We start from the raw sequence: 26,925 nt of genomic DNA on the forward strand, positions 1-26,925 counted from the left end.
GTCAGGGACTTACCGGTCGGTTTCGCAATCGCGGGCGACCCTAAAGGAGGGCTGCCTGCCAGACAAGCCGACCCCGCAAACTCTTATTGCTGCTTTGCGAAGATGACCTGCCGGACGTCGATGTTGCCGGACAGGAATCCCGCCTCGCAATAGGAGAGGTAGTATTCCCACAGGCGCCGGAACCGGTCGTCGAAGCCGAGCGGCACGAGATTCGGCCATGCGGCGCGGAAGTTGCTCCGCCAGGTGGCAAGCGTCTTGGCGTAGTCTTCCCCGAAGATCCGCTCGCGAATGACGGGGACGCCGAAGCTGTCCCCGAGCGACTTGAGAACGGCCGGCGAAGGCAGCATCCCCCCGGGAAACACGTAGCGCTGGATGAAATCGACCTCGCGCCGGTAGCTTTGAAACAGCTTGTCCTGGATCGTGATGGCCTGGATGCCGGCGAGGCCGCCCGGCAGCAACCGGTCTCGGAGCTGCGCGAAATATCTCGGCCAGAACTGCTCCCCGACGGCTTCGATCATCTCGATCGAGGCGATCCGGTCGTAGCGGTCGCGCTCGTCGCGATAGTCCTGCAGACGGATTTCCACCTGCTCGGCAAGGCCCGCCTCGTGGATGCGCTTGCGCGCGAAATCGCGTTGCTCGGTCGAGATCGTCAGTCCGACCACACGGGTGCCGAAGGTCTTGGCGGCAAACTCGGCGAAGCCGCCCCAGCCGCAACCGATCTCGAGCAGCTTCTGCCCCGGTCTCAGGTCGAGTGCCTCCGCGAGCCGGCGGTATTTGTTGGTCTGCGCCGCCGTCAGGTCGCTGGTGCTCTCCTCGAACAGGGCCGAGGAGTAGGTCATGCTGGGATCGAGCCAGGCCGAATAGAAGGCGTTGCCGATGTCGTAATGGGCGTGGATGTTCCGCCGGGCCTGACGGCGGGTGTTGCGATTGAACCAGTGCCGGACCACCTGCGCGAGCCGGATCAGCGGCTTGTCGCGCAGCATGGCCTGGATCAGGTCGTGGTTGACGCAGAACAGATAGAGGAATTGCGTGAGGTCGGGCGTATCCCAATCGCCCGCGAGATAGGCTTCCGCGATGCCGATGTCGCCGCCATTGATCAGGCGCGAGGCGAAGCCGAAATTGTGCAGCCGCATCACCGCATTCGGGCCCGGCTCCTGGCCGCCGAGCCGGATCAGGCGGCCGTCGGGCAGGATGACGTCCAGCGTGCCGCGCCGCAACCGCGAGCCGAATGCGAGCGCGAGGCGGACCACCCGCGGCAGGTCAGCGAGCACCGTCTCCACGTTCTCGGGCGTGACAGGGATGGCGTTGGGCATCGTCGGATCCATCACTTGAACGGATACAGTCCGACCATGGGCACGGCGCGCCCATCCCGTCTCGATCGCTGGACCCAAGCGCGCCCCACCAATGGTCAGCGGCAGATACTATATGCGCGGGTTTCACCGGCCGCCAAGCGGGTTTCATCGCGGCGACCCTCGCAACATTTGACGCCCGCGGGCCCGGACGCCGCTGATGGCCGTGGAGAAGCCACACGAGGTGGTGGCTCTCGCGCCGCTGTGGCGGCAATATCACATGAAATCTTGGTAAGCTTGCGAGGCTTCCGGCCGCAGGAGGGAACACGGAAAACCCTTGCAAGACAGGACTATTTTGTATTTTTCGAGCCCGAGATCGACGCTAGAGGATGCGCGCCGGGCGGGTGCGGGACTGTCCCGCGGTTCCACGCCCGGCTAGGATGGATTTCCGGTTCCGCAGAAAGCATCACCGCCGTGAACGAGTTGCCCAGAGCCTGCCAAACGTTCCGCCGCGAATCGGGTAATCCCGCATCGCAGTGGCGGCGCGATCTGCCCGGCAGGGGGTGGATGTGACACAGGACGTTCCGGCGGTCGCCATGTGGCGGCCTCTTGGCTCTGCTTTCCGGACGCTGCGTACGGCGCGCTGGTTTGCCGTGCTTTGCCTTGCGGCGAGTTCGGGCGCCTGCGTGCTGACGCAGGACCTCCCGGATCCCGCGCTCGACGTCCCTGCCCAGTACAAATATGCCGGCAAGCCGGATGCGCCGCCCACGCTGGATTGGTGGCGCGGCTTCCGCTCCGCCGAGCTGACGCAGTTGATGGAAGAGGCGCACACCGTCAACCTCGACATCGCTGCCGCCGTGGCGCGCATCGTCCAGGCCGACGCCCAGGCACGGCAGGCAGGCGCGGCGCTGCTGCCGAGCCTGTCGGGCAGCGGCTCGGAGACCTACTCGCGCACCTCGGGCTCGTCGTCCTCCGGACTCACCAACGGTGGCCGTGAGGTCGTCAACTATTCGTCCTCGCTGAGCGCGAGCTACCAGCTCGACTTCTGGGGCCAGAACCGCGACGCGCTGCAGACGGCGGAAGAGACCGCCAACGCCAACCGCTTCGATCGGGACGTCGTGGTTTTGACGACGCTGGCCGGCGTCGCCAACGCGTATTTTCAGGTACTGGCCTCGCAGGACCGCCTGCGCACGGCCCAGAGCAACATCGCGAGCGCGCAGCGCATCCTCGATGCCATCCGCGAACGCCGCAAGGCCGGCACCGGGACCGATCTCGACGTCGCCCAGCAGGAGAGCGTGCTGGCGAACCAGAAGGCGCTGGTGCCGCCGCTGCGGCAGACGCTCGATCAGAACGTCAACGCGCTGGCCGTGCTGGTGTCGCGGCCGCCGGAGAGCGTTCGCGTCCTCGGCGGTTCGCTGAACCGGATCGCGATCCCGCGCGTGACGCCGGGCCTGCCGTCGGAACTGCTGACCCAGCGGCCGGATATTCGCAGGCAGGAGGCGCAGCTCGCCTCGGCCACCGCGAATATCGGCAACGCAAGGGCTCAGTTCTTCCCGAGCATCCAGCTCACCGGCAATGGCGGCTATCAGAGCGCGGCGCTGGTATCTCTGTTCCAGCCGCATGCGGCGTTCTTCCAGCTCGTCGGCAGCGCCACCCAGCCGATCTTCGACGGCGGCAAGATCCTCGGCAATTTCGAATACGCCAAGGCGCGGCAGGACGAGTTGCTGCAGACCTATCGCAAGACCATCGTGCAGTCCTTTTCCGACGTCGACAACGCGCTGTTCTCGATCAAGCAGACCACAATCAAGCTGCAATTGCAGCGCGATGTCGTTGCCGCCTCGCGGCGCGCTTTCGACCTTGCCGAGCAGCAATTGCGCGCCGGCACGGCCGACATCGTGACGGTCCTCAACACGCAACTGACGCTGTTCCAGGCGCAAGACACGCTGTCGCAGGCCCAATTGGCACGGCTTCTCGCCATCGTCAGCCTGTATCAGGCGCTCGGTGGGGGCTGGGAGCCGCGAATGGAGAAACCGGTCAATGCTCTTTAAGCCGGATACGAAGGATGACGCGAAGACCGGGACCGCGAAAAAATCGCGCGGCCGCGGCTTCGTCATGACCCTGGTCACGCTCGCGATCCTGGGCGGCCTCGGCTATGTCGGCTGGACCGCGACGCATCAGCAGCAGCAGGCGAACGGCCGCAACCAGCGGCCCGACCTGCCGGTACCGGTGCTGGCGGCGACCCCGCGCATTCAGGACGTCCCGGTCTATCTGGACGGCGTCGGCGCGATCCGCGCGCTCAATACGGTTACGGTCCGCTCTCAGGTCGACGGCAAGCTGATCGCAGTGAATTTCACCGAAGGCCAGGACGTCAAGAAGGACGATGTCCTCGGCGAAATCGATCCCGCGATCTATCAGGCGCAGTACGACCAGGCCGTGGCCAAGAAGGCGCAGGACCAGGCGCAACTGGCCAACCAGCGGCTCGACCTCGTGCGCTACGAGCAGCTTGCGGCTTCCAACGCGGGCTCCAAGCAGCAGGCCGACACCCAGCGCGCGCTCGTCGCGCAGACCGAGGCTCTGGTCAAGGCCGACCAGGCCGCAATCGACAATGCGGCGGCGACGCTGAGCTATACCAAGATCGTGGCGCCGATCTCGGGCCGAGTCGGCTTGCGTCAGGTCGATCAGGGCAACATCATCCACGCCTCGGACACCACCGGCCTCGTGGTGATCACGCAATTGCAGCCGATCGCGGTGTGGTTCAGCCTCCCGCAGCAGCAGATCACACGCGTCAATGCCGCCGCCGCCAAGGGCGCACTGGCGGTGGACGTGTTCGGCAATGACGGCGTCACCGTGATCGACACCGGCAAGCTGACCGGCATCGACAATCAGGTCGACCAGACCACCGGCACGCTCAAGCTCAAGGCCGAGTTCCCCAACGCGCATTACCAGCTTTGGCCTGGCCAATTCGTCAATGTCCGTCTCAAGGTCGATACGCTGGTGCAGGCGATCGTGGTGCCGACATCGGCCGTGCAGCGCGGACCGGTCGGGACGTTCAGCTACGTCATCGGCGAAGGCGATATCGTCTCGGCCAAGCCCGTCACGGTGACGCAACAGAACGAGCACGACGCGGTGATCGCGAGCGGCCTGTCGCCGAATGATCGGGTCGTCACCACGGGCTTCGCCAATCTGTCCGACGGATCCAAGGTGGTCGTCGGCCACGACAGCCAGACGCCGTCGGCCGATCTGGCGCCGCGCAAGCGCTCGCGCGGACCGCAGGGCAGCGACGGCAAGGGCGGCCAGGCCAAGGACCAGAAGGACGGCCAGTCGAAGGACGGAGCGAAGGACTGGCAGGAACGCCGCGCCAAGCGAATGAATGGCGAGGGCGACCAGAAGGGCCAGACCGGACCGGCACCGGCGCAGGGGGCTGATTCACCGGGGAGTGGAGCGAAGCAGCCATGATCCCGACAACAGCCGCTTGAGCGGCAGGCGCGTCTCATGGGCGTCTCCGAACCCTTCATCCGTCGGCCGATCGCGACGTCGCTGCTCGGCATCGCGCTGCTGATCGGCGGCGCCCTCGGCTATTTCGCGCTGCCGGTCTCGGCGCTGCCGCAGGTCGATTTCCCGACAGTGCAGGTGACGACGCAACTGCCCGGCGCGAGCCCGGACGTGATCGCCTCACTGATCACCGCGCCGCTGGAGCGGCAACTCGGACAGATCCCGTCGCTCTCGGCGATGAACTCGACGAGCTCGTTCGGCGTCAGCCAGATCTCGCTCCAGTTCGATCTCAACCGTGATATCGACGGTGCGACCCAGGACGTGCAGGCCGCCATCAACGCGGCCGCAGGTGTGCTGCCGAAGACGCTGCCTTATCCTCCGATCTACGCCAAGGTGAACCCGGCGGATGCGCCGGTGATGACATTGGCGCTGCGCTCCGAAACGATCTCGCTTCGGGTGATGAGCGACATTGCCGATACCATCCTGGCGCAGCGGCTGAGCCAGATCTCCGGGGTCGGGCGGGTCTCGGTGCTGGGTGGCCTGAAGCCGGCGGTTCGCATCCAGGCGGATCTGGCCCGGCTTGCGGCCTACGGCATCGCCATGGAGGACCTGCGCGCCGCGATCGCCAACGCCAACGTCTCCGGGCCGAAGGGGTCGCTCGACGGCGCGCAGCAGTCCTACATCATCGCGGCCAACGACCAGATCGCCGCCGCCGACGCCTACAAGCCCATCATCATCGCCTACCGGAACGGCTCCCCGGTCACGATCGGCGACGTCGCGCAGATCGTCGACGGCCTGGAAAACGACCGTACCGGCGGCTGGTACCAGGGCACGCCGGCCGTCATCATCGACATCCAGCGCCAGCCGGGCGCCAACGTGATCGATGTCGTCAAGCAGATCCGGGCCGAGATCCCCAAGGTCCAGCGCGCGATACCGACCGGCGTGAACCTGACGATCGTGTCGGACCGGACCGACACGATCCGCGCCTCCGTCCACGACGTGCAGTTCACGCTGGTCCTCAGCGTCGTGCTGGTGACGCTCGTGGTGCTGCTGTTCCTGCGCTCGCTCCGCGCCACTCTCATCGCCGGCGTGGCGCTGCCGCTGTCGCTGATCACCAGCTTCGGCATCATGTATTTCGCCGGGTTCAGCCTCGACAATTTGTCGCTGATGGCGCTCACCATCGGCACCGGCTTCGTGGTCGACGATGCCATCGTCATGATCGAGAATATCGTCCGTCACATGGAGAACGGCGAGAGCGCGATGGAGGCCTCGCTCAAGGGCGCCAGCGAGATCGGTTTCACGGTGATCTCGCTGACGGTCTCGCTGATCGCGGTGTTCATCCCGCTGCTGTTCATGTCCGGCCTGGTCGGACGCATGTTCCGCGAGTTCGCGCTGACGCTGACGATCGCGGTGGTCACGTCGGCCGTGATCTCGCTGACGCTGACGCCGATGATGTGCTCGCGCCTGCTCCGGCACGCCCATGAGGAACTGGCGGTGCCGGGGCTCGCCGCCATCAGCCGCTTCATCGACAGGACCGTCGAGGTCTATCACAGGACGCTGCTCTGGGTGCTCGAACGCCAGCGCGCGACACTGCTCGTGACCCTCGCGACGCTGGTCGCGACCCTCGCTCTCTACGTCGTGGCGCCGAAGGGATTCCTGCCGCTGCAGGATACCGCCTCGATCACGGCGGTGACGGAGGCGGGGCCTGACGTGTCGTTCGCGGAGATGCAGAAGCGGCAGGCCGAAGCCGCCGACGCCATCAAGGCCGATCCCGACGTGATCGGCGTGGTCTCGGTGATCGGAGCCGGCTCGGTCAACCCGACCACCAATGTCGGTCGTCTCGTCATGACGCTGAAGCCGCGCGGCGAGCGGCGGGACGATGTCGGCGTGGTCATTACCCGCCTGAAGGAGAGGGTCGCCGGCATTCCCGGCATGACCGTCTATTTCCAGCCGGTGCAGGACGTCCAGATCTCGACCCAGTCGAGCCGGTCGCAGTATCAGTACACGCTGACCGGCACCGACGCGACGCTGGTCTCGGAATGGGCGCGCAAGCTGGTCGCGGAGATGCGGCAGGATCCGCTGTTCCAGGACGTCTCCTCGGAGGCGCAGGAGGGCGGTTTGCGGGCGCAGCTCGATGTCGACCGCACGCGCGCGGGCCAGCTCGGCGTCAGCCTCCAGAGCATCACCGACACCCTGAACGATGCCTTCGCGCAGCGTCAGATCTCGACCATCTACGGCCAGGCCAACCAGTACCGCGTGGTGCTGGAAGCGCTGCCGATGTACCAGCGCGATCCCTCGGTGTTGTCGAAGCTGTACCTGCCGGGCACGTCCGACGCGCAGGTGCCGCTGTCCGCCGTGGCGACACTGACCCGCACCACCGCGCCGCTCGCGATCTCGCACCAGGCGCAATTCCCGGCCGTGTCGCTCAGCTTCAACCTCGCCCCGGGCGCGGCGCTCGGCGATGCCGTGGAGGCGGTGAAGACGATCGAGACCCGCATCGGCATGCCCAACAGCATCGTCGGCGTCTACGCGGGCGATGCCGCCGAATTCGCCAAGGCGCTTGCCGGCCAGCCCTGGCTGCTGCTCGCCGCCGTGATCACGATCTACATCGTGCTCGGCGTACTCTACGAGAGCTACATCCACCCGATCACCATCCTCTCGACGCTGCCATCGGCCGGCGTCGGCGCGATCGTGGCGCTGCTGCTGTGCGGGCAGGACCTGTCGGTCATCGGCCTGATCGGCATCATCCTCCTGATGGGCATCGTCAAGAAGAACGCGATCATGATGATCGACTTCGCGCTCGAGGCAGAGCGCGGGCAGGGGATGTCGGCGAACGAGGCGATCGTGCAGGCCTGCCTGTTGCGCTTCCGTCCGATCATGATGACGACACTGGCGGCGCTGTTCGGAGCACTGCCGCTCGCGATCGAGAGCGGCACCGGCGCCGAGCTGCGCTTTCCGCTCGGCATCTCCATCATCGGCGGACTGCTGCTCAGCCAATTGCTGACGCTCTACACGACGCCCGTGATCTATCTCGCGCTCGACCGGATCAACCGCCGCCTCGAACGGGCGTTGCCGCCTGCCGAGTCCGGCGGCCCGCCGGTCGCGGGTGCGACCGAGGGGATGCAGTGATGGTGTCGATCTCGGAGCCTTTCATCAGGCGGCCGGTCGCGACCACCCTGTTGTCGATCGGGTTGTTCCTGCTGGGTGTCGTCGCCTACGAATTCCTGCCGGTCGCATCGGTCCCGAACGTCGATTTTCCCGCCATCTTCGTTTCGGCCAGCCGGCCTGGCGCCGATCCGTCGGTGATGGCCGCGACCGTGGCCTCGCCGCTGGAGCGACGGCTCGGCGAGATCGCCGGCATCAACCAGATCACCTCGACGAGTTCGCTCGGCACGGCCAGCATCCAGCTGCAGTTCGACATCGGCCGCAACATCGACAAGGCCGCGCGCGACGTGCAGGCGGCGATCAATGCGGCCCTGGTCGATTTGCCGAGCGACCTGCCGACGCTGCCGCGCTTCCGCAAGGCGAATACGGCCGGCGCGCCTGTCTTCGTGCTGGCGCTGACCTCCAAGACTCTGTCCGCCAGCGCGATCTACGACGTCGCCGATACGGTTCTCGCGCAGCGCATCTCGCAGGTGCCGGGCGTCGGCGACGTCACGGTGAGCGGTGCCGATCAGCCGGCGGTGCGGATCCAGCTCAACCCGGTCGCGCTGTCGAACGCCGGCATTGCCACGGACGACGTGCGGACCGCGATCATCAATGCCAATCCGCTCGGCCCCGTCGGCATTTTCAACGGCGAGCGCCAGAGCGAGACGCTGTCGCTGAACCGGCAGATGCGCACGGCGAAGGAGTTCCGCGACATCGTCGTCAAGAGTTCCAACGGCAATTTCGTGCGGCTCTCGGACATCGCCGACATCGAGGACTCCGTCCGCAATGCCCGCTCCATCGCCTGGTTCAACAAGCAGCCGGCGGTGCTGATCCAGATCACCAAGCAGGGCGATGCCAACGTGATCGACACCGTGGACCGCGTGAAGGCGCTGATCCCCGAGCTGAAGCAATGGATTCCGGCCGGCGTCGATATTTCGACGCTGGTCGACCGCACCGGCACGATCCGCGCCAGCGTTCTCGACATGCAATGGACCCTGCTGGCGACCGCCTTCCTCGTGATGGTGGTCGTGTTCGTCTTCCTGCGCCGCCTCACGCCGACCATCGCCGCCGGAATTTCCGTGCCGCTCGCGCTGGCCGGCACATGCGCCGGGATGTGGGTCGCGGGCTTCTCCATCGACAATCTGTCCTTGATGGCGCTGGCGATCTCGGTCGGCTTCGTGGTCGACGACGCCATCGTCATGATCGAGAACATGTTCCGCAATCTCGAGCACGGCATGCGGCCGTTTCAGGCGGCCCAGGAGGGCGCACGGCAGATCGGCTTCACCGTCGTGTCGATCAGTCTGTCGCTGATCGCGGCCTTCACCCCGCTGATCTTCATGGACGGCATCGTCGGCCGCCTGCTGCGCGAATTCTCGCTGACATTGACCTTCGCGATCGTGGTCTCGACGCTGGTATCGCTGACGGTCACGCCGATGATCTGTGCCCATTACATCCGGCAGACGACGTCCGGCACGGCGACGCTGTTCGATCGCCTGATCGAGGGCTCGCTGTCGCGCATCATCGCGTTCTATGCCCGGACCCTGCGCACCGTGCTGGACTTCCCGCTGCTGACGCTGCTGGTGTTCTTCGCCACCATCGGTCTGACCGTGACGCTCTACATCAAGGTCCCCAAGGGCTATTTCCCGACGGACGATTCCGGCTTTGTCATCGGCGCGACGCGCGCCTCGGCCGACATCTCGTTCCAGTCGATGCTGAGCCTTCAGCAGCAACTCGCCGACATCGTGATGCAGGATCCGGCCGTGGCGGGCATCGGTTCGACGGTCGGCAGCGGTGGCGGCGGGCCGGGCGGGGCGACCTCGAACCGCGGCACCATGTTCATCAGCCTGAAGCCGCCGGAGGAGCGCGATCACGTCTCGACGCAGGCCGTGATCGACCGTCTCAGGCGCGCGCTGTTCCCCGTGCCCGGAATCCGGCTCTTCATGTTCGCCGCACAGGACGTGCGGGCCGGCGGACGGCAGAGCGACTCCGATTACCAGTTCACGCTCTCCAGCACCGATCTCGAGCTGCTGCAGAAATGGGCGCCGATCGTGGCCAAGCGCATGGAGACGGTCGAAGGCATCACGGACATCTCCAGCGATCGCGATCCCGGTGGCCTCCAGCTCTCGCTGAGCATCGATCGCCAGAAGGCCGCCATGCTCGGCGTCCGCGTGCAGGACATCGACAACGCGCTCAACAACGCGTTCTCGCAGCGGCAGATCTCGATCATCTATACGCAGCGCAACCAGTACATGACGGTCCTGGAGATCGACCCGAAATTCCAGGTCGATCCCTCCAACCTCGAGCGCATCTTCGTCGCCGGTGCCAACGGCGTGCAGGTGCCTCTCTCGGCCGTCGTGCACGCGACACGCGGCCTCGCTGCGCTCGCGGTCTATCATTCGCAGTCGTTCCCCTCGACAACGGTGTCGTTCAACCTGCTGCCGGACGTGCCGCTCCAGGTCGCAACCCAGAACGTCCAGCGCGCGGTCGAGGAATTGCACATGCCCGAGGGCATCCGCGGCAGCTTCGACGGCAATGCCGGCGATTTCGCCCGGACCAGCGGCCGCCAGCCGCTCCTGATCCTCGGCGCGCTGGTGGCGATGTACATCGTGCTCGGCGTGCTCTATGAGAGCCTCGCCCATCCGCTGACGATCATCTCGACGCTGCCGTCGGCCGGGCTCGGCGCGCTGCTCGCGCTCCAGATCACCAATACGCCGCTGACTGTGATTGCCTTCGTCGGCATCATCCTGCTGATCGGCATCGTGAAGAAGAACGGCATCATGATGGTCGATTTCGCGCTGGAAGCCGAACGGCAGCGCGGCCTGTCCTCGGCGGCGGCGATCTTCGAGGCCTGCCTGGCGCGCTTCCGTCCCATCCTGATGACCACCATGGCGGCACTGTTCGCCGGCATTCCCCTGGTCATCGCGACCGGTCCAGGCACCGAGCTCCGCCGTCCGCTCGGCATCACCATCATCGGAGGTCTGTTCGTCTCGCAGATCCTCACGCTCTACACCACGCCCGTGATCTACCTGCTGATCGACCGTCTGCGCCGCCGCTCCGAGCCGCGCGCGATGGCCGTGCCGGCGGAATAGACGGGTTGTTGAAGCATCATGCGGAGCGTATAGCGGCGCCCATGTCGAACCCACAGGATATAGCCGCCGCGCCGGCCGAGCCGGTCGCCGAGTGCCCGGACTGTCAGAAGCCGATGCCGTTGTGCATTTGTGACAGCGTCACGACGATCGAGAACCGGATTTCGCTCCTGATCCTGCAGCATCCGCAGGAGCAGGACAGGGCGCTCGGGACGGCCCGCCTCACGGCGAAGCATTTCACGAATGCGACGGTGCGCGTCGGCCTGTCCTGGCCGAGCCTAGCCAAGGCGCTGGGGCGGCCGGTCGAGAATGCGGCGCGCTGGGCCGTGCTCTATCTCGGCTCGGCACGTGCGGCCGACCTGGAGGCCGAAGGCGAGATCGTCGCGCTGACCCGAAAGGGAGAGATCGCGGAGAACCAGCGCGCCATCCTGGGCAAGCTCGAAGGCGTCGTGCTGCTCGACGGCACCTGGAGCCAGGCCAAGGCGCTGTGGTGGCGAAATCCCTGGATGCTGAAATGCCAACGCGTGATCCTCAATCCGGCCCGCCCTTCGCGCTACGGACGCCTGCGCCGCGAGCCACGCCGCGACGGGCTGTCGACCATCGAAGCGGCCGCGACGATGCTGGCGGCGCTCGAACGCAGCCCCGGCATCGCCGAGGCGCTGCACGCGAGTTTCGAGCGGATGCTGGCGCGCTATCGCGAGGTGCAGGCGGAGATGCCGGAGCTCGCGCCGCGTCCGGCGGCCAAAGGCCGTCGGCGCGATTTCCGGCGCGGGAGGCCGTCGTGAGTTTGTTTCTGCCTGGAGCTCTCCGAACCATCATGGCGATCGGGATCGGCACGGAAGCCGGCCTGCGAGCGAGGCCAGCGGCCCTGACTCCGCCCATATCATCCCTACGATCGATTGTCCGATGGGGAGCGGACGGGTTATCGGCCGACGGGCGACCGGATCGTCGCGGTCGCATCGGACAGCCGGAAGCGGAAGGGGCAGTCTAATTCAACGCGCAACGCAGGAGATCCTTGCACAGGCAGGGCGGCTGGATCGTTGGGGCACGCTCGCCCTGATGGACATTTCGCTGCGCTATCGGCGCACCGTCATCGGTCCGCTGTGGATCACGCTCACCCTCGCGGCAACCGTCGGCAGCGTCGGCACGGTCTATGCCGCGCTTTTCAAGCAGGACATCACCGGATTCCTGCCGTCCTTCGCCGTCGGCCTGATCGTCTGGACCCTGATCGCCACGACGCTGCAGGAAGGGGCCAACATCTTCGTGACCTCCGGCCATCTGATCAAGGCGGTGCCTGCGCCGCTGATCGTGCACGTGCTGCAGATGATCGCGCGCAACGTGCTGATCTTCGCCCATCATCTGCTGATCGTCGTCCTGCTCTATGTCGTGATGCCATGGCCCCTGCATTGGAACATGCTGCTCGCGGTGCCGGGCTTCGTGATCCTGCTGATCGTGCTTCTCGGCGGCTCGGTCGCGCTCGGGATGCTCTGCGCGCGCTTTCGTGACATCGGCTCGGCGATCGTCAGCGGACTGCAATTCGTCTTCTTCCTCACGCCGATCATCTGGACTCCCGACACCGTGCGCGGCACCTCGTTTCACTGGCTGACGCGCGTCAATCCGTTCGCGACCCTGCTCGACCTGGTGCGCAGGCCGCTGCTGTCGCAGCCGACCGATCTTGATCAATGGCTGCTGGGGGTAATCTACGCGATCGTCGTGGCCGGGATCGGTCTCGCCTGTTATGCGAACTACCGCCGCCGGGTGGCGTATTGGCTGTGAGGCAGGAATGAGTATCGCAGCCCGTATCGTACTTCGCGACGTCTCGGTCAGTTTTCCGGTGATGTCGTTCCGCGACCGCTCGCTGCGCAGCCGCATCGTCAACGCCGTGACGCTACGCCGGAGCGCCTCGCGCCCGCATGCCGTCTCCGCGCTGAAGGACGTCAATCTCGACATTCGCGCCGGGGACCGCCTCGGCATCATCGGCGCCAACGGCGCGGGCAAGACCACGCTGCTCAGGGTTCTTGCCGGCATCTATCACCCGACGTCCGGCAACGTGGACGTGGCCGGACGCTGCCTGTCGCTGTTCGATCTGCAGGCGGGCTTCGACGAGGAAGCCACCGGCTACGAGAACATCATGCGGCGCGGGCTCGTGATCGGCGCGCGGCGCGCCGAGATCGATGCGCGGCGCGCGGAGATCGCGGACTTCACCGAGCTTGGCGACCGCCTGGACCTGCCGCTGCGGACCTATTCCAGCGGCATGATGCTGCGCCTCATCTTCGCGGTCGCGACGTCCGTCGAGGGCGAGATCGTACTGCTCGACGAATGGATCGGCGTCGGCGATCAACAGTTCCGCAAGAAGGCCCGGGAGCGGCTCGACCAGATCGTGGCGCAGGCCGGCATCCTGGTGCTGGCGTCACACGACATCGAGTTGATCAAGAGCACCTGCAACCGCGCGATCCTGCTGCAGGAGGGACAAATCACCGCGGCCGGCACGGTCGAGGAGATTCTCGGGCGGTATCTCGGCGGTGCCGGCAAGGCCAAGGCGTAGGCTCGGCCGGCTTTTGCTCGCCGGACAGGCATCTGTGCCGAGTTTCCCAGCCCGGCGCGCGGAACCCCGGACAGAGGGAAATTAGATCAATAAATCCAGAGATTTGTGATGGAGGCCACGACCAGAATTGAACTGGTGTACACGGTTTTGCAGACCGTTGCGTAACCACTCCGCCACGTGGCCCCGTGAGGGCGGAGCAATATAGAGGATGAGGGGTTTAGGCAACCGCCTTCATCCGACTTTCCAACCGGGTCGCGTGGCCCCGCGAGAAGTCTCAGCTCGCCGCGTACCAGCCGTCGGGAAACGGAATCAGGGGCCAGGCGCCCTCATTGTCGTTGGCGGCCTTCGGGGTAGCGTCAAACATCCACGAGCGCGACACGAAGTCCTCCTCCGGCACGGGCGCCATGGCGTCCCGGACGGCATCCAGCAGCAAGTTGAATTCGGCTTCGCTCATCACACCCTCCGAAACGCGGATGGCGCAATGTCGCAAAGCTGGTTTGTTGCCCGATTGAGCGGATCGTTTGCATTTTAACGATCCGGCGATCAGGGCCCGATTGGTTAGCGATCTCTGAATAGTCCCGATGTGAACCGTATGCGGCGCGTGAGGACTGACAGTGTGAAAGAGATCACATTCTCACTGGCTTATTTTCCCTACCTCTTCTCCCGACACCGGCCGACGCGGTCCGGACGGCCAGACGGGAGAAATCATCATGAAGGCAAGGTTCTTGAGGTATGCGGGCGCGAAAAGCCGGGCGCGCCGCGCCTCGACGATCGGATTGTTCCTCACGCTGTTCGCGTCAGCCGCCTCGGCGCAGGGGACCCCGGAGCAGCGACGCGCCTGCACGCCAGACGTCTACCGGTTCTGCGCCGGCGAAATCCCCAACGTGCGCGCCATTACCGCGTGCCTGCGGCGCAACCGGGCCAATCTGAGCGAAGCCTGCCGCACAGTTTTCGATCAGGGCGGCGGCTAGCCGCGGCTTGTGGGTTTGTGCGCAGCAAGTAGCTTACGCTTTCTCACAAATCCGCCGCGACCGGCCTGTGGATATGCTGCGGACAGGCTGTTGATGAGGGCCGCACGGGGGCCGGAAGGGCCGCAAGCCGCCCGTTGCGTCTTTCCGGCACGGCGGGGCGACGGCCAGTCTTGAACGTCCCTCCATGCGAGAGCGACTAACCCATAGAGCCCATCATGGATGATCAGCGGAACGTGATTGATCGCCGGCTTTCGAAAGCACCAAAATGGTGCTTTAGTGCTTTCCATGAACCCGTCGCCCCGAAACGCCCCGTCCGCGCTTCGATACAGGCTTGCCCCTGACCCGGCCGCGAAGGCCGCTCTGGAGGCGACGTTCCAAGCCTATGACCAGATGATGGACATCCTCGACGAGGTCGCGCGCAACCACAACGTCGGGTCCAACGTCGTGTTGCTTCATGCCCATGCCTATGAGCCGATCCGAAAGCAGACGGCGCTGCCGTCACGGCTGGTGACGCTGGGTTTGCGCGACCGCGCCGATTATCGCGCCGCGCAGGGCCGCCGCCTGCCGCTCGACGACAAGCTCGCCAAGATCAAGGGCCCCGCCACGATTTCGATCTCGACCGTGCAGGGGCGCTTCAGCGTGCCATTCGATTATGCCGGCTATGCCGAAGGGTGGGGACAGAGCGCGCCCGCGCGCCTCATCCGCACCGATGACGGCTTTGAGATTCACTACGGCGTCACGCCGAACAGTCTGCCAGAGGAGGAGAACGCCATGGATACCATCGCTGCCGCTCCCGACAATTTCCTGTCCCGGATCGGACGCCTGATCGCCGGGATCGCCTACGACGCGATCGAGCAGGCGGAAGGCAAGAACAAGCTCGGGGTGGTCGGCCAGGCCATCCGCGAAATCGAACGCGCAGAGAGCGAGGCGCGCGATGCGCTCGCGGCGGCGCGGGCCGAAGAATACCGCCTCAACGCCAGGCGCAAGGAGATCGAACGCGAGATGACCGATCTCGCGGCGAAGATCCAGGGTGCGATCGAGGAGGGCCGCGACGACCTCGCGCGCTCAGGCATTGCACGACAGATGGACCTTGAGGCGCAGTTCGAGGTGCTTTCGCGTGCCATCGACGAGAACAACGAGAAGATCGAGCAGTGCGTCACCTCGCTCCGTGCAGTGCTGTCTGCCCTGCAGGACGCCGAACAGCGCCGTGCCGATCTCGAGAGGAGCGAAATCGCCGCGAGCCACCAGTCTGCGACGTCGCCCCGGAAGGCCGGCGGGGCGTCAGCGACGGCGAAGGCGTTGCGTGCGGGCAGGGCGGTGGCACGCGCCACCGGCGTGCCGCCGGGCATCCCGTATTCGAGCGACATCGACGAGCTCAGCACGTTGCATCGCGACAAGGAGATTGCGGCGAGGCTGGCGCGGCTGAAGTCGCGCTCCTGAGTACCGTGTCATGAGCATTCTGCTCGAACACGTGATGGCGCCGGAGGTCAGGCCGTTCGCGATCGCGGCGGCCATGATCCTCATCGTCGGATCGATCGAAGTGATCTCGATGCTGGTCGGGGCCTCCCTTAGCGAGATGCTCGGCACCACCGTCGACTTCGGCCATCCCAGCGACAATGGCGTGATTAACGCCATCTCGTGGATCAATGTCGGCGGTGTCCCGCTGCTGATCTTCCTGCTGCTGTTGCTCGGCGCCTTCTCCATCACCGGTTTCCTGATCCAGGATATCGCGCGGATGATCGCTGGTCCTTTGCCGGCGATAGCGGCGTCCATCGGAGCGGTCGTCGTCTCTATTCCACTTGTCCGCGCGACGAGCGGTGCGATCGCGCGGGTCATCCCAAAAGATGAGAGCTACGCGGTCGGGCTCGGCGATCTCGTCGGCCGCGTCGGCGAGGTCGTGATCGGACCGCTCGACCAGGGCCCGCCGGGCCGCGTCAGCGTCGCCGACGTCCACGGCAACCGCCATTTCGTCTGGGCGGTCGCCGCGCCGTCGTCGTCCCCCCTGCCGCAGGGAACTATGGTCCTTCTGGTCGATCGCGCCGGCACCCGCTTCGTGGCGGTCAAGGCCGAGGATGAACTCAAACCACCGAAGTCCAGTCTAAGCAGCTAGTAAGTCATACCGGAGAAAGTCATGTTCGACATCGCAGTCCCGGCCATGATCGGCGTCGCGCTGATCGTCGTCTTGGGCATCGTCTTCACCATCCTCTACAAGCGAGCCACCCGCGACGAGGCCTTCGTGCGCACCGGCCTCGGAGGCAAGAAGGTCGTGCTCGACGGCGGCGCCATGATCCTGCCGATCTTCCACTCCTACGCTAGCGTCAACCTGAAGACGCTGCGGCTCACGGTCGAACGCAAGGAGCGGGAATCGCTGATCACCAAGGATCGCCTGCGCGTCGACATCGTCGCCGAATTCTACGTGCGCGTCCGCCCGGACGAAGAGAGCATCGCGCTGGCAAGCCAGACGCTGGGCGCGCTGACCAACGACGCCGAGGCGCTGCGCAATCAGGTCGAGGCCAAGTTCGTCGACGGCCTGCGCTCGGTCGCCGCGACCATGACCATTCTGGAGCTTCAGGAGAAGCGGTCGGACTTCGTCAAGCACGTGCAGTCCACGGTCGAATCCGACGTGAAGTCGAACGGTCTCGAACTCGAGTCGGTGTCATTGACGAAACTCGACCAGACCGACGTGAAGTTCTTCAACCCCGAGAATTTCTTCGACGCCGAAGGCCTCACCCAGCTCAAGACCGTCACCGAAACCCGCCGCCGAGACCGCAACGCCATCGTGCGCGACAACGAGGTGGCGATCGCCCAGAAGGATCTCGAGGCGCGGCAGCAGACCCTCGGGATCGAGCGCACCAAGAAGGAAGCCGAGTTGTCGCAAGAGCGCGACATCGCCAACAAGACCGCGAGCACCCGAGCCGAGGTCGCCAGCGCCACGCAGACCGCGCGCCTCACCGAGGAGAACGCCCGCATCGACACCGACAGGGCGGTCGCCGAGAAGGAGGCCGGCGCCAAGCAGGTCAAGGAAACCGCTGTCATCGAATCGGATCTGGCGATCAACAAGCGCAAGACCGACGCCCAGCGCGAGATCCAGATCGCAACGCAGGAAAACGAGATCCAGATCGCGGCCAAGAGCAAGCAGACCTCGGAGGCGGTGGCCGAAGCCAAGGCCGCCGAAGCCGTCGCCGTCTCGGCCGAGGAAAAGGTCGTGACCGCACGCGCCGTCGAGGTCGCCGACCGCGGCCGTCTGACCCAGGTGCTCGCCGCACGCACCGAGGCCGAGCGCAAATCGACCGAGCTGATCGTCGCGGCCGAAGCCGAGAAGAAGGCCGCACTCGATCGCGCCGAGGCCACCAAGACGCTGGCGACCGCGGAAGCGGAGTCCAACAAGATCAAGGCGGTCGGCGTCCGTAATATCGGTGAGGCGGAAGCGGCCGTCATCACCATGAAGAACGAAGCCCAGAACAAGCTGGGCAGCAACGTCATCGATTTCGAGATCGCCAAGAAGCGGATCGAGACGATGCCTTCGGCACTCGCCGAAATGGTCAGGCCGATCGCGAACCTCAAGGACGTCCGCATCCTGCACACAGGAGGCGCGTTCGGCGGCAGCGGTAACGGCGCGGGCAACGTCGGCTTCGGCGAGGGGCTCGCGGGCGAACTTCTCAAGGTGCACGCGCTGCGCCCGATGATCGACGAGATCCTGCGCCAGAGCGGCTTTGCGCCAGGAGACGATCCCGTCAAGGCGCTGGTCGGCGCGGTGACCGGCAAGGGCAACGGCGCTGCGATCGCGCCCGCAGCAGCGGCCGCCGGAGAGAAAACAAACACCGCCGATCTATGAATGCCCATTCATTGCCGCAGTGAGCGGAATCGATGAGAACAAGACGTGCGCATCGCGCACGTCTTCCGATGTGATCAACCATTTGGTCGTGCGTCGGATGGCCCTCTGAGGCAACGCCATTGGTTGCCGCGGCGCCTGTGCCGATCGACGTCAGGCGCCGAAGCCTGTTTCGATCGGGGGATTTCACATGAAGTATTTTCTCTCGGGACTGATCGCCATCGGTCTCGCGATTGCTGCCGCGCCGACCCAAGCCGCCGATTCCCGCAACGTCTCCGTCGTCAACGAAACCGGCTACGCCATCAAGTTTCTCGGCTTCAACGCGCCGGACGACGGCATGGACGAATGGGACAACGAACTCGACAAGGTCTTGCAGAACCAGGCCAGCACCTATGTCGAGTTCGACAATGACGATGAGGGATGCGTCTGGAACATCCGCGTCGATTGGCAGAATTACGACGAATCCGTGCTGTGGAAGAACGTCAACCTCTGCAAGTTCAACGTGCTGAGATTGCGCTACGACCCCGGCACCAAGACCACGTCCTTCACGGCCGAATAGGCTTCCTTCAGCAGCCGGGAGGAGGGACCCGAACCTTTCTGGGGCCCATCCTCCGCGTCTTGCGAAAGATGACGAATTCGTCCTTTGCAAGCGCAAGCGGCTTTGTTATACGCAGCCGCGCGCGAACGTCGGTTCGCCCTTTCCTCGGTAGCTCAGCGGTAGAGCATCCGACTGTTAATCGGATGGTCGCTGGTTCGAATCCAGCCCGGGGAGCCAAAATCTTTCAATGATTTCAACGAAATAACGCAAACAATCAAAGTTTGCGGCAACAAAATTTCGTTCAATATTCCCATCCCGGCTCAGCCGTCATTCGTATCCCCGAAGAATCACCTCCGGTCTCGAGTTCTCAAGAAGGGCTCGCAGGGCGCGGCCCTGAACGGGGCTGCCCAGTCGCATGCTGTGAGGTTCCCGAATCGAAGCGCGATCTGGAAAGACCGACCTCTCCACACGCACCCAGGATGGCGACGTCCGCCCGCCAAAGCGGGCATCGACGAAAAGCCACTGCTAGCCGCATCGCAGAAAGGCCGTCTCGGTCCGCGGCCAGGCCAACCAGGCGCTTCAGGGCTGAATCACGCAGTTATTTTGCCCACGACGTAGGATCAGACTTGCTAAGTCACGATCCCGGCGCGCCGCGCCGCCGCAGCCGCCTGGGTGCGGTTCACCACGCCAAGCGCCTTGAAGATCGCTGTGACGTGCGACTTGGTCGTTTTCTCGGAGAGCTCGAGCGCGCGGCTGATCTCGCGATTGGTGAGTCCACGGCACAGCTCCCGCAGGACCTCGGTCTGGCGCTCGGTCAGGCGCTCACCGGGATTGCTTGTCACCCGGTCAACCTCGTCGGCCGCGGCGGGAGAGAAATCGAGCAAGATCGGCGGGACATAGATCTCGCCGGCGAGGACCAGGCGCAGTGCCGACAGGATATTCCGCGGGCTGGCCGACTTCGGCACATAACCGCAGGCGCCTGACTTCAGGGCGCGGCGGACGTCGGTCGGATCTTCCGAAGACGACAACACGATCACCGGCAGTTGCGGACTTCGTTTCGCCAGGACCGGTATTGCTCCCATGCCGCCTTCGTCGGGCATGTTGAGATCGAGAAAGACGGCATCGAGATCGGGATTCGCCTCGACCAATCGCAATCCTTCCGCGACGTCGGACGCCTGCAGCACGTCCGCGGCCTGCTCGAATTGCCGGAGCAGGGCGGCGAGCCCTTCGCGCAAGACGGCGTGATCATCGACTATGAGCAGCTTCATACGCGATTATTTCTCGGAATCACCCCGGAGCGGAAAGCCGACGCTCCAGAGGCTTTTACTCCGGAAATGCCATTCAATCCATCCGGGGCTGGCTTTACGCCCCGTCGTTATGACGTTACGCCGTTAACCGCATTCCGCGTGGCCGGCCCGATCGCGACTATTTGGGAATCTGCTGTGACGAAAGTGGACATGTCTCCGCACCGTCTGGATGAGCTGCGCGCGGAGCAGATTGCAGGCTTCTATCGCAATTCTACCCCGGGCACGATCGGGGGCATGATCGCAGCCCCCATCCAGACGGGAATGCTGCTTTATGAGGGCGCGATAGGCTTCCGCGTCGCCGTCGTCTTCATCCTCACGCTGGCCATGAGCACGGCGGCGCGCCTGATCCTGGTCCGCGTCTACCTGTGGCTCAAACCGCCGGCCAAGGACTGGCGTCGCTGGGCCTTTTGGGCCATCGCGACTGCGCTCGTCGGCGGATCATGCTGGGGACTGGGCGCATTGTTCATGGTGAATACGGCCCCTCCGGAATATCAATTCCTGATCCTGCTGACCTGTGCGGGGCTTGCCGCGGGGTCGATCACGGCATTCGGCACCTACCTGCCGTCCTATTATTGCAACCTGTTCACCATCATGGTGCCGAGCTGTATCTGGTCGGCGCTGCGCGGCGATCCCCTGCATTGGACCTATGCGGCGCTCTGCGTACTCTGGATGGCCGTCGTTGCGGTTCTCGCCAATTCGTTCAGCAAGCTGCTGATCGACTCGCTCGTCCTGCAATTTGCCAACCTCGATCTCGCCAGAGATCTGCTTCGTCAGAAGGAGCGTGCCGAAGCGGCCAACGTTGCCAAGTCGAATTTCCTGGCCTCGGCCAGTCACGATCTGCGGCAACCCGTGCATGCCCTCGGCATGTTCGTCGGCGCATTGCACGAGCGGGCTCTCGATGAGCCGAGCAGCCGGCTGGTACGGCAAATCCAGAATTCGGTGGCCGCGCTCGACAGCCTGTTTGGCGCCATTCTCGACATTTCGCGACTGGATGCCGGCGTGATCGAGGCCCGGCCGCGGGCGTTCGCCGTCCAGCCCCTGCTCGAACGAATCTGCCGCGACGAGATGCCGGAAGTCGATCGAAAGGGCATTTCATTGCGCCTCGTTCCCTGCAGCCTCACGGTGCAGACCGACCCGGTGCTGATCGAGCGTGTCCTGCGCAACCTCATTTCGAACGCGGTTCGCTACACCGATATCGGACGCGTCGTCATCGGCTGTCGACGCGGCGCCCGGCTGAGTATCGAAGTATGGGATTCGGGCGCGGTATTCCCGTTCATCAGCAGGATCAGATTTTCCAGGAGTTCTTTCAGATCGGCAATCCGGAACGCGACCGGGCCCGCGGCCTTGGACTCGGACTCGCCATTGTGCAGCGCCTGACTCGGATATTGCATACGCCGATGCAGATGCGCTCGCATGTCGGCCGGGGATCGGTGTTCAAGGTGTCGGTCGAGCTGGCCGCTGGTGCTGCGGAAGTCGAGCCCTCAATCGAGGCATCTCCGTCTCATCAGCCGCCGCTTTTCATCCTGGTGATCGACGACGAGATCGCCATCCAGGAAGCGATGGCCGCATTGCTTTCGGGTTGGGGACATCACGTGGTCACCGCGGGCTCCTGTGCCGAGATGCACGATCACGCATCCGATTTCACCAGTACCCCGGATCTGATCATTTCCGATTATCGCCTGCGGGACGATGAAGAAGGTATCACCACGATCGAGCGGTTACGCTCCGAGTTCAATAGCGACATTCCCGCGATCCTCATGACGGGCGACACGGCGCCTGATCGAATCCGCCAGGCGACTGCGAGCGATTGCTTCTTGCTGCACAAGCCGGTGTCGAACGGCCGGTTGCGTGCCGCCATCGTCAATCTGACGATGGCCGCGAAAAAGTCATGAACAAGACCGTAGGGCGCCATCGAGCCTAAAGCCTAGGGCCTGGAGCTCGGAGCCCGGTTGTGGCGCGAAGACAACACCACCGTTGTTTTCCATGGTCCTAAGACGGCCCGGGACCTAGCGGCTCTTCCGAACTTCAGCAAATTTCGGCGCCAACGCGTCCGATCGAAGCATGGGCGCGCGCGACGTCGTTTGCCCGGCAAATGGCATGCGCGGACGATTGCCGTGAGCGGGGCACAGGAAATGCGCGCGGGACGACGTGGAATTGCGGCCGAAGCTGCACGAAGTTGGCTGGCTTCGGTTTGCCTCACACTGTTGTCGTCATTTGCGCTCGTCGCTGCGGTTACGGGACCTGGCTCGGCGCAAAGTCTCACCGGCGGCAACGGCGGCGGCACCAACCTCCGGACCCAAAACTCGGATCTCGACGGCAATGGCGGTACAGGCGGTGGTTTCGAGCAACCGGGAAGCGACGGTCAGGGCGGGGCTGCTCCCAGTGCGGGTGCGGGTGGCGGTGGCGGCGGCGGCGGTGGTGCGGGCGGAGGCATCGGGGGCACGGGTGGCTCCGGCAGCAACAATTCCGGCGTCGGTGTCGCCGGCGGTACGGCGGGCAATGCCGGCAGCGACAGTTCGGGCTCCGAAAACGGCGCCGGTGGCGGCGGCGGCGGTAACGGCGGCAACAACGGGCTGACGATAACCTCTATCAGCAACACGGCGACGCTGACCGGCCAGAACGGCGGGAATGGCGGCGCGGGCGGCAATGCTTCCGGCACCGGGCTCAGCGGTGGCGGCGGCGGTGGCGGTGCCGGCGGCTACGGCCTGATCGTGACCGGAGCGACGACCAACAGCAACACATCGACCATCACGGGCGGCAATGGCGGCAATGGCGGTGCCGGCGGCGCCGCGCCGAACGGTGTCGGCGACGGCGGCGGAAATGGTGGAGACGGAGGCATCGGAATCCTCTTCCAGACCAGCGGCGCGACTCTGACCAATAGCGGCACCATTCAGGGCGGCAACGGCGGCAGTGGTGGTGCGGGCGGGCAGGGGTTCGCCATCACGAGCGGCCCCTATATCGGGTCCAACAACGGTCCCGACGGCAGCGGCGGCCGCGGCGCCGTCGGCATCATGGGCGGAGGTCTGACCATCATCAACGGCGGAACGATCGCCGGCGGCACCGGCAGCAACGGACAAGCCAATGCGATCGATTTCACCGGCGGCACCAACAGCTACACGTCGAGCGCCAGCAACGCGAGCCTGATCGGCTCGATCAATTGGACCAGCGGCACCACGCTCATCCTGAATCAGACGGCGGCCTCGGGTGCGATCGCGGGCGGCTTCAATTATTCCCAGAACAATCAGTTCACCGGCTCCGGAGCGCTGCAGATCACGACCGACGGCGGCAGAGCCGTGATCATCAGCGGGGCCAATACGGGCTTCACGGGCAGCATCACGATCAATGCCGACAGTCGCCTCAGTCTCAGCAATAGCGCCGCGCTCGGTTCGGGGGCCAACGCCGGCAGCATCTCGATGCTCGCGGGCTCCACACTCGTTCTCAACAACATCACGCTGGCGAACGCGGTCAACGTGAGCGGTGATCCGAATATCGAGGTCACCGGCACCAGCAATGCGATGGCCACCTACACCGGCACATCGACGGCTGTGACCAATATCTGGGGTGCGGACAACAGCGCGACCGCCGACCTTCTCAGGGTGACGACGGCCAACGCAACTTACTCGGGTACGACCATCGTCGGCGGCTACGGCAATCTGGCCGTGACGCTCCAGGGCGGCGCCACCAATGCGTTCGGCAGTGCATCGGCCATGCAGGTCAATTCCGGCAGTGTGCTCGATCTCGGAGGCTCCGATCAGGCGCTGGCGTCGCTCAGCGGGGGAGGCACGGTCACCAACAGTGCCGGTGGCGGCACCAGCACGCTGACCATTCAGGGCGGAGCGTCCTCGACATTCAGCGGCGTGATCCAGGACGGCACCTCCGCCGCCATCGCTCTCTCGGTGTCCAATTCCAATACCGTGCTGACACTCTCCGGCACCAACACCTATAGCGGCGCAACCACGATCGGCACGGGCGCAACGCTGGCATTGTCGGGAAGCGGGTCCGTCGCCAATTCAAACGCGGTCAATCTGGCAACCGGGGGCATCTTCGACGTTTCGCAGACCGGCAGCGGCGCCTCGATCACGACGTTGGGCAATACGGCCAGTGACCAGACCGGCGTGGTTGCGCTTGGCTTCAGGTCGCTGACCATCACCAACGGTTCGAGCACCTTTGCCGGTGTGATCAAGGACGGCGGCATCAACAACAACACCGGAGGCTCATTCGGCGTATCCGGCGGCACGCAGACCTTGTCGGGGACCAACACCTATACCGGGGCGACCACGATCACGGGCGGCACGCTGGCGTTGATCGGGACGGGCTCGATCGCGCAGTCATCCTTGGTCACGGTCGGCAACGGCACCGGCACGGCGACTTTCGACATTTCGGGCACGACGTCCGGCGCGTCGATCCAGGGGCTCGCAGGCGCGAGCGACGGCGTGGTCACGCTCGGCAGCCAGACGCTCACCAGCACGGTTGGGCAGTCGGGCAACCAATTTGCCGGCGCCATCAACGGCAGCGGCGGATTGACCATCTCCGGCGGCACGCAAAATCTCAGCGGCAGCAACGGCTATACCGGCGTCACCACGATCAACAGCGGCGCGGACCTCGGGCTCATCGGTACCGGCTCGATCGCGAGTTCGAGCAAGGTCATCGACAACGGCTCGCTGGATCTGTCCGTCACCACGACAGGCGCGTCGATCACCACGCTGGCCGGCACCAACACCAGCGCGAACGTCTTTCTCGATGGCGGCAAGACGCTGACGCTGACCGCCGCGAACGATACGTTCGCGGGCAAGATCAGTGGCAACGGCGGCAATCTGGTCTTGTCGAGCGGCCACGAAACGCTGACCGGAGACAACACCTACACGGGCGCCACGACCATCAATGGCGGCACGCTGCAGGTCGATGGCTCGATCGCAAGCTCTATGAACGTCACGGTCAACACGGGTGGAACACTGACCGGCACCGGATTCGTCGATCCGTTGCCGGCGACGACAACCATCATGAGCGGGGGCACGTTGACGCCCGGCAATGGGACGCCGGGTTCGTCGATAACGATCGGCGGCAATCTCGCCTTCCAATCGGGCGCGCTTTATGTCGTCTCGCTCAATCCGACGACGTCGTCGTTCACAACGGCATACGGTACGGCGACCCTCGGCGGCGCGACCGTGCGTGCGTTGTTCGCCGACGGCAGTTACGTCGCCAAGCAGTACATGATCCTGACCGCAGGCAGCATCAGCGGAACGTTCGGTTCGACGATCGACACCAACCTGCCGTCGGGTTTTCACACCACGCTCAGCTATGACGCGACCCATGCCTATCTCGATCTGGCGCTCAACTTCGTGCCGCCGCCGGGCTACAACAACAGCGGCAACCAGCAGGGGACGGCCAACGCCATCATCAACTTCTTCAACACCAATGGCAGCATTCCCCTCATCTTCGGCGGACTCACGCAGGCGGGGCTGACACAGATCTCCGGCGAGACCGCCGTTGGATCACAGCAGACGACGTTCGACGCGATGGGCCAGTTCATGGGCGCCATGATCGATCCGTTCACGATGCGCGGCGAGAGCTCCGGCACATCACCCGCGAGCCGCTATGCGGCGGAGAACGCCTACGCTGCGAAATCCACTCCGACCGACGCATTCGCGCAATTTACAAAGGCTCCGCCACAAACCTTCGCGCAGCGCTGGAGCGTATGGGGCGCCGGATTCGGCGGGTCGCAATCGACATCGGGCAATGGTGCGCTCGGTTCGAACAACACCACCAGCAGCATCTATGGCACGGCGGTCGGCGCCGACTATCTGTTCTCGCCGAATACCATCGCGGGCTTTGCGATGGCCGGTGGGGGCACCAATTTCAGTGTGGCCAATGGCGGCACCGGACGATCGGATCTGTTTCAAGTCGGGGCCAACGTGCGTCATACCGCAGGGCCGGCCTATGTTTCCGCGGCATTCGCTTACGGCTGGCAGGACATCACCACCAACCGCACGGTGACCGTCGCAGGCTCCGATCGTCTCCACGCCGAGTTCAATGCGAATGCGTGGTCGGGACGCGTCGAAGGTGGATATCGCTTCGTCTCGCCGGCCACGTTCGGTGTCGGCATCACGCCCTATGCAGCCGCGCAGTTCGTGACGTTCGATCTGCCGGCTTACGCGGAGTCTGCGACCGTCGGCCTCAATACCTTCGGATTGGCCTATGGTGCCAAGAGCGTCACGGATCCACGCAGCGAACTCGGTTTCCGCACCGACAAATCGTGGATCGTCAATGACGGCCTGCTGACGTTCCGCACCCGGTTCGCCTGGGCGCATGATTACGATCCGAACCGCTCGATCGCCGCCACGTTCCAGACATTGCCCGGTGCGTCGTTCGTCGTGAACGGCGCCGCGCAAGCCGCGGACTCCGCACTCACCACCGCGTCGATCGAGATGAAATGGCGCAACGGCTGGTCGGTCGCCGGCACCTTCGAAGGCGCGTTCTCCAACGTGACGTCGAGCTACGCCGGCAAAGGCGTTGTGCGCTACGCGTGGTAATTCCGTGAAGTCTACTGGGGCCTAGAGCCGACGTTCGTCCCTGGCGATCCAAGGCGAGCGCGTTTATCGCGATTGGCGATTGCTTTTTCGGGTTCGCTCGCGATTTCAGTGATTTACATCCGTATATTGATGCAGCAGTCGATATCCGGCCTTGCCCCAACGCCGCGAGGCCCAAATCCCGCGCAGAA

Annotated in this window: 18 protein-coding genes and 2 tRNA genes; 16 read left to right on the top strand and 4 right to left on the bottom strand. The window is 64.9% G+C overall.

Going from position 1 to position 26,925, the window contains the following annotated elements; genetic code table 11:
- Positions 1 to 83: 83 nt before the first annotated feature.
- Complete coding sequence (locus tag QM712_RS07870; protein ID WP_415022505.1) at positions 84 to 1,313, bottom strand: class I SAM-dependent methyltransferase; 1,230 nt, start codon at positions 1,311 to 1,313, stop codon at positions 84 to 86.
- Positions 1,314 to 1,885: 572 nt separating this feature from the next.
- Between QM712_RS07870 and QM712_RS07875 the strand changes: the two genes are divergently transcribed.
- The 7 genes from QM712_RS07875 (at position 1,886) to QM712_RS07905 (ending at position 13,559) form a co-directional block, all read left to right on the top strand.
- Positions 1,886 to 3,337, top strand: coding sequence for an efflux transporter outer membrane subunit (locus QM712_RS07875; protein WP_415022506.1), 1,452 nt, complete (start codon positions 1,886 to 1,888; stop codon positions 3,335 to 3,337).
- Positions 3,327 to 4,745, top strand: coding sequence for an efflux RND transporter periplasmic adaptor subunit (locus QM712_RS07880; RefSeq protein WP_415022507.1), 1,419 nt, complete (start codon positions 3,327 to 3,329; stop codon positions 4,743 to 4,745). The genes QM712_RS07875 and QM712_RS07880 overlap by 11 nt, the downstream gene beginning before the upstream one ends.
- A gap of 36 nt (positions 4,746 to 4,781) precedes the next feature.
- Positions 4,782 to 7,910: an efflux RND transporter permease subunit gene (locus QM712_RS07885; protein WP_415022508.1), complete on the top strand. Its 3,129-nt coding sequence runs from the start codon at positions 4,782 to 4,784 to the stop codon at positions 7,908 to 7,910.
- Entirely contained in the window at positions 7,910 to 11,017 is a 3,108-nt protein-coding gene (locus QM712_RS07890; protein WP_415022509.1) for an efflux RND transporter permease subunit, read from the top strand. Before QM712_RS07885 ends, QM712_RS07890 begins: the two co-directional genes overlap by 1 nt.
- 41 nt (positions 11,018 to 11,058) lie before the next feature.
- A complete protein-coding gene (locus QM712_RS07895) occupies positions 11,059 to 11,799 on the top strand; it encodes a tRNA-uridine aminocarboxypropyltransferase (RefSeq protein WP_415022510.1) in 741 nt (246 codons plus the stop codon).
- 274 nt (positions 11,800 to 12,073) lie between these two features.
- Positions 12,074 to 12,790 carry an ABC transporter permease gene (locus tag QM712_RS07900; protein ID WP_415022511.1) on the top strand — a complete coding sequence of 239 codons (717 nt, stop codon included), beginning with the start codon at positions 12,074 to 12,076 and terminating at the stop codon, positions 12,788 to 12,790.
- Positions 12,791 to 12,797: 7 nt separating this feature from the next.
- Entirely contained in the window at positions 12,798 to 13,559 is a 762-nt protein-coding gene (locus QM712_RS07905) for an ABC transporter ATP-binding protein (RefSeq protein WP_415022512.1), read from the top strand.
- A gap of 109 nt (positions 13,560 to 13,668) precedes the next feature.
- Here the strand turns inward: QM712_RS07905 and QM712_RS07910 are convergent.
- Positions 13,669 to 13,742: transfer RNA gene (locus QM712_RS07910), tRNA-Cys, on the bottom strand.
- Positions 13,743 to 13,833: 91 nt separating this feature from the next.
- Complete coding sequence (locus QM712_RS07915; RefSeq protein WP_415022513.1) at positions 13,834 to 14,013, bottom strand: hypothetical protein; 180 nt, start codon at positions 14,011 to 14,013, stop codon at positions 13,834 to 13,836.
- A 256-nt stretch (positions 14,014 to 14,269) separates the two neighbouring features.
- On the opposite strand from QM712_RS07915, the gene QM712_RS07920 reads away from it, so the two are divergent.
- The 6 genes from QM712_RS07920 to QM712_RS07945 all read left to right on the top strand — a co-directional run bounded on the left by QM712_RS07920 (position 14,270) and on the right by QM712_RS07945 (position 19,137).
- The gene (locus tag QM712_RS07920) at positions 14,270 to 14,530 is read left to right on the top strand and encodes a hypothetical protein (protein WP_415022514.1); all 261 of its coding nucleotides are present in this window, start codon (positions 14,270 to 14,272) and stop codon (positions 14,528 to 14,530) included.
- Between the two features lie 276 nt (positions 14,531 to 14,806).
- Complete coding sequence (locus tag QM712_RS07925) at positions 14,807 to 15,970, top strand: PspA/IM30 family protein (RefSeq protein ID WP_415022515.1); 1,164 nt, start codon at positions 14,807 to 14,809, stop codon at positions 15,968 to 15,970.
- 10 nt (positions 15,971 to 15,980) lie between these two features.
- Positions 15,981 to 16,640: an OB-fold-containig protein gene (locus QM712_RS07930; RefSeq protein ID WP_415022516.1), complete on the top strand. Its 660-nt coding sequence runs from the start codon at positions 15,981 to 15,983 to the stop codon at positions 16,638 to 16,640.
- Positions 16,641 to 16,661: 21 nt separating this feature from the next.
- Positions 16,662 to 18,365 (top strand): flotillin family protein, encoded by a 1,704-nt coding sequence (locus tag QM712_RS07935; RefSeq protein WP_415022517.1) that lies wholly within the window; start codon positions 16,662 to 16,664, stop codon positions 18,363 to 18,365.
- A 187-nt stretch (positions 18,366 to 18,552) separates the two neighbouring features.
- Entirely contained in the window at positions 18,553 to 18,921 is a 369-nt protein-coding gene (locus QM712_RS07940; RefSeq protein WP_415022518.1) for a hypothetical protein, read from the top strand.
- Between the two features lie 141 nt (positions 18,922 to 19,062).
- A tRNA-Asn gene (locus tag QM712_RS07945) sits at positions 19,063 to 19,137 on the top strand.
- Positions 19,138 to 19,529: 392 nt separating this feature from the next.
- Here QM712_RS07945 and QM712_RS07950 read toward each other — a convergent pair.
- Entirely contained in the window at positions 19,530 to 20,168 is a 639-nt protein-coding gene (locus QM712_RS07950) for a response regulator transcription factor (protein ID WP_415022519.1), read from the bottom strand.
- Between QM712_RS07950 and QM712_RS07955 the strand changes: the two genes are divergently transcribed.
- The 3 genes from QM712_RS07955 (at position 20,142) to QM712_RS07965 (ending at position 26,737) form a co-directional block, all read left to right on the top strand.
- Positions 20,142 to 21,584, top strand: coding sequence for a sensor histidine kinase (locus tag QM712_RS07955; protein WP_415022520.1), 1,443 nt, complete (start codon positions 20,142 to 20,144; stop codon positions 21,582 to 21,584). The two genes, QM712_RS07950 and QM712_RS07955, sit on opposite strands and share 27 nt — an antisense overlap.
- The gene (locus tag QM712_RS07960; RefSeq protein WP_415022569.1) at positions 21,518 to 22,099 is read left to right on the top strand and encodes a response regulator; all 582 of its coding nucleotides are present in this window, start codon (positions 21,518 to 21,520) and stop codon (positions 22,097 to 22,099) included. Before QM712_RS07955 ends, QM712_RS07960 begins: the two co-directional genes overlap by 67 nt.
- A gap of 312 nt (positions 22,100 to 22,411) precedes the next feature.
- Positions 22,412 to 26,737: an autotransporter domain-containing protein gene (locus tag QM712_RS07965; RefSeq protein ID WP_415022521.1), complete on the top strand. Its 4,326-nt coding sequence runs from the start codon at positions 22,412 to 22,414 to the stop codon at positions 26,735 to 26,737.
- The last annotated feature ends 188 nt before the right edge of the window (positions 26,738 to 26,925 follow it).

Source organism: Bradyrhizobium sp., assembly GCF_047605465.1.
Lineage (GTDB): Bacteria > Pseudomonadota > Alphaproteobacteria > Rhizobiales > Xanthobacteraceae > Bradyrhizobium.